This is a genomic window from Bartonella sp. AD328YNZD, from assembly GCF_042196425.1.
In genome coordinates, this window is the sequence record NZ_JBHIQG010000232.1 from 1 (window position 1) to 3,852 (window position 3,852).

Annotated in this window: 3 protein-coding genes and 1 pseudogene; all 4 read left to right on the forward strand. The window is 36.9% G+C overall.

What is annotated here, in order from left to right; all coding sequences use genetic code 11:
• Window positions 1–18: 18 nt before the first annotated feature.
• Window positions 19–459 carry a tol-pal system-associated acyl-CoA thioesterase gene (gene ybgC, locus ACFIO3_RS09770; protein ID WP_375606539.1) on the forward strand — a complete coding sequence of 147 codons (441 nt, stop codon included), beginning with the start codon at window positions 19–21 and terminating at the stop codon, window positions 457–459.
• 1,724 nt (window positions 460–2,183) lie between these two features.
• Window positions 2,184–2,897 (forward strand): protein TolQ, encoded by a 714-nt coding sequence (gene tolQ, locus ACFIO3_RS09775; RefSeq protein WP_375606538.1) that lies wholly within the window; start codon window positions 2,184–2,186, stop codon window positions 2,895–2,897.
• Window positions 2,898–2,912: 15 nt separating this feature from the next.
• Window positions 2,913–3,365 carry a protein TolR gene (gene tolR / locus ACFIO3_RS09780; protein ID WP_375606537.1) on the forward strand — a complete coding sequence of 151 codons (453 nt, stop codon included), beginning with the start codon at window positions 2,913–2,915 and terminating at the stop codon, window positions 3,363–3,365.
• A 107-nt stretch (window positions 3,366–3,472) separates the two neighbouring features.
• Window positions 3,473–3,852 (forward strand): annotated as a pseudogene (locus tag ACFIO3_RS09785) (cell envelope biogenesis protein TolA); the annotation flags it as partial.

Here is a 3,852-nt window from a genome sequence, read left to right on the forward strand (position 1 = left end):
TTATGGGACGTGAAGTAGATGACAGAAGTGACTCCTTTCAAGAGAAATCATACAAGTGCTTTTCATAATTTTCAGGTCCGCGTTTATGTTGCGGATACAGATTTTTCCGGTGTAGTTTATCATGCGCGTTATCTTGAGTTTTTTGAACGAGGACGTTCAGAGTTTTTACGGGATACCGGTTTTAATAATAAGATGTTAGCAGCAGGGGGTGAGGGGGAAAAATTGTTTTTTGTTGTTCGTCATATGGAAATTAATTTTTCAAGACCAGCTAAAATTGATCATCTTTTAGTCGTTAAAACACGTGTTAATCACATCCAAGGGGCCCGCTTTTTTATGGAGCAATCTATTTTGCATGAGATGACTACGTTGGTAACAGCCAAAGTTGAAATTGCTCTGATTAATGAGGAGGCAAAACCGCGACGTTTACCCAAAGAACTTTTTGCAAAAATGCTTGGTTAAAAGTGTGATTCATTGAATTAGCAAGTTTCAGGAGAGATCAGCAGATATAAAGTAATCTATAATCTAAGACTATACATTTATCATAGCCTAAATGTTTTCCAACAAGGTCACACGATACAGCAAAAGAAAGCACCTCTGCTACAATAACTACAATAAATTGAAGATAATATCTCACAAAATTAAACACACCTCATCCATGTTATGATTCAAAATCAATGTCGCATCATCCATTTTCTGCTATAAACTCAAGATATTTTCTTTCTTTTGAAGAAAGGTTTGTTGGCATCAGAAAACAGCGAAAAAGTACAAAATATAAAAAGAAATAAAAATGGATTAAGATTTATTTTTATAAAAATGCACATACCCAGCACCATATTGCAATAAAGTGATAATAAGCTATTAGGTCGAAAACTGTCTCAAAACACCCAAAGGGTGTTTTTAAGCAATTTGATTTGTTTTTTTACTGGATTGTCATTTGGCATCACAAGAGCGCGTGTTTCATCCATTTCTATCCATCATGCATGACTTTATGTGCGCTTCTAAGCGTAGTGAATGAGTGAGAGATCAATGTATACAAAGCAGAAATGCATTTTTGCATTTAAAGTTTCAACAGCATATTATTCTATATAATGTATTGACTTAGAAAGATAAATTATCACTTATCATGGGCACAAACCCTAATAGGAATAGAATAAAATACTTTCATTTCAAATCTGTTCATGTTGAAACAATTAAAATCATTTGCTTACACATCATAAGAGAACAATATAAATCATTGAAAAAATTGTAAAATGTTCCTTATGGATCATTCGCAATGCAATAACGATCAAATATCGCAAGTGAGCAAAGAGAGCAAAGAAGCCGGTTTTGATGAAGTAAAAATGTGAAAAGGCTTTTTTCATGTCACAGAAGCTTGTACGTTATACCATGGTGCCAGAGAGATGATAGGCATTGAAAGGGGCTAATTCACAATACAGTGAGATTACATGAGACTTACACTAGATTACATAGGACGTCGGGGTGCATGGGTGAGGCGCATTGTTGTGAGGTGTTGTAGGGTGGTTTATGGTCGTTTTTTGTGCCCGATGGTGTACCCCGTATTCAATTCGATGGAAAATGAGAGAAATAATAGCCTGAGGCAAAGCGTCATCTTTTATGATGATAACATATTTATTTACAATGATAATTCATTGCGTTGTCACTTTCAGATAATTCTGAAACTTGTAAAATTTTTTCTTTTCAAGCTCTATTGCCGCGAATTAATAAAAAACATTTTCTTACATGTCACAAGCGGAGTTGGTGAGTGGATACAAAAACACTTAAGAAAGAAATAAAATACCTCTTACGAATCTTTTCAAGTGCTAAGACTTATCGCTGTATTTTAAGCTGGAAACGCGTATGATGATTTAGCGTTCTTTTCATAAGCGTAAAGATGGTGGTGCATAATAGATTTAATATCATGCATTTTTATATCTTTTATTTTTATAGCATTTATGGAGAAGCCCTGATCGTTATATTTTTCATAAATGCTGTTGTGAAATGAGGGGGATGTGCATTGAGGGATATCTCTCGTCATCACTTTTTAAGGAAAGTTAAGAAACAAGTCTTGTTTTAGCGCATGGATTTATGTGAGACTAGAGTCTTTACTTAAATTTAGAAAATATAAAATAATCTGTTTTATAAAATTAAAAAAAATGCATCTTTCATTTAGAGGGACAAAAATTATGCCGCATGGTGAACTAACGAATCCAGAAACAATTGGAATGTTGCATTTGTTTATGCAAGCGAGTTGGATCGTGAAAGGTGTTATGATCGGATTGCTGCTCGCTTCCATCTGGAGTTGGGCAATTATTTTTGATAAAATTTTTACGTATCGGAGAATACGGCGTGAAATAAAGCAGTTTGAACGCACATTTTGGTCTGGCAAAGCGCTAGAAGATCTTTATGCATCATGTAAAAGTCAACGTACCAATAGTATATCCGCAGTTTTTATGGCAGCAATGGTTGAATGGAAAAAATCTCTTGAAAAAGGGACCCATACATCGAAAAGTTTGCAGAGCAGAATTGATAAGGCTATGGATTTGACGCTGGGACGTGAAAGTGAAAAAATAGAATCAAAATTAAGTTTTCTTGCGACACTGGGGTCTGCGGGACCTTTTATCGGACTTTTTGGAACAGTTATTGGTATTATGGAGTCTTTTCTTTCTATTTCAGCTTCTCAAAATACATCACTTGCCATTGTCGCGCCAGGGATTGCAGAAGCGCTTTTGGCAACCGCTATTGGTTTGTTTGCAGCAATTCCAGCTGTTATTGCTTATAACAAGTTGACTCATGAAAGTGCGCGCATCATTGCACAAATAGAAAATTTTGCTGATGAATTTTCAACAATTGTATCGCGGCGTATTGATGAAACACGCACAGCACCTTCCTCTTTATAAAAAGGATCTTATCCCATGGGCGTTTCTGTTGCTTCTTCTTCTCGCAAAAATACACGTAGGCGGCATCATTCACGAAGCCAACTGATGAGTGAGATCAATGTCACTCCTTTTGTGGATGTCATGCTGGTCTTGTTGATTATTTTTATGGTCTCTGCCCCCCTTTTAGTGAACGGTGTTCCTCTAGATTTGCCTCGTAGTCAAGCGGGTCCCGTACGAGCTCAAAAAACACCTCTTACGGTTTCACTTGATGCGCAAGGGCGCTTTGCCATTAATCAAGATTATTATGAAACGTCGCAGGCCCTGATTACACACCTGAAAACTCTTCTGGAAGCAGATGCTACACAAAAAGATCAACGGGTTTTTGTGCGTGTTGCTAAAACTGTTGAATATCAACAAGTATTAAAACTGCTGGCGGATATTCAAAAAACGGGGTTTTCTCAAGTTGCGTTAGCAAGTTTAGCACAATAAATAATAAGTAATAAAATTGCGTATAACCGGTTGTTCTTAATTTTTTTTTAAAAGAGCATAGAGTGATTAAAAATGAAAAAATGTAAGGCGTAAATAAGGCATAAAGAATGAACAAAGACTCTTATCATAGTATGAAACGAGGCTTGGCTTTATCCCTTGTGGTCCATGTCATTTTTCTCAGTTGGGGAGCTATTCAGTTTACAAGCTCTTTCTCTTTACCACAACCATTGGAAGCAATTCCCATTACTCTTGCTCCTTTGGTGGACGAGTTTTCTTCTCAACAAGGAGCCGTGAAGGCTCCTATCCGCGCAATCCCTGCCGTAAAACCAACTATGCAACCACAAGAGAAAGAAGATGCACGCCATATTGGAGAGGGACAAATAGATAGTCTTGCACCATTTCAACCAAAGGAAAAGTTGCTCCCCGTTGAGACAACACCGCCGCCAACAAGCGAAAGTACGTCGGAAACATCCACATCCGAACTTAC

Coding starts and splice junctions, on each gene's coding strand:
- ybgC (WP_375606539.1), top strand. CDS start 19: ATGACAGAAGTGACTCCTTTCAAGAGAAATCATACAAGTGCTTTTCAT.
- tolQ (WP_375606538.1), top strand. CDS start 2,184: ATGCCGCATGGTGAACTAACGAATCCAGAAACAATTGGAATGTTGCAT.
- tolR (WP_375606537.1), top strand. CDS start 2,913: ATGGGCGTTTCTGTTGCTTCTTCTTCTCGCAAAAATACACGTAGGCGG.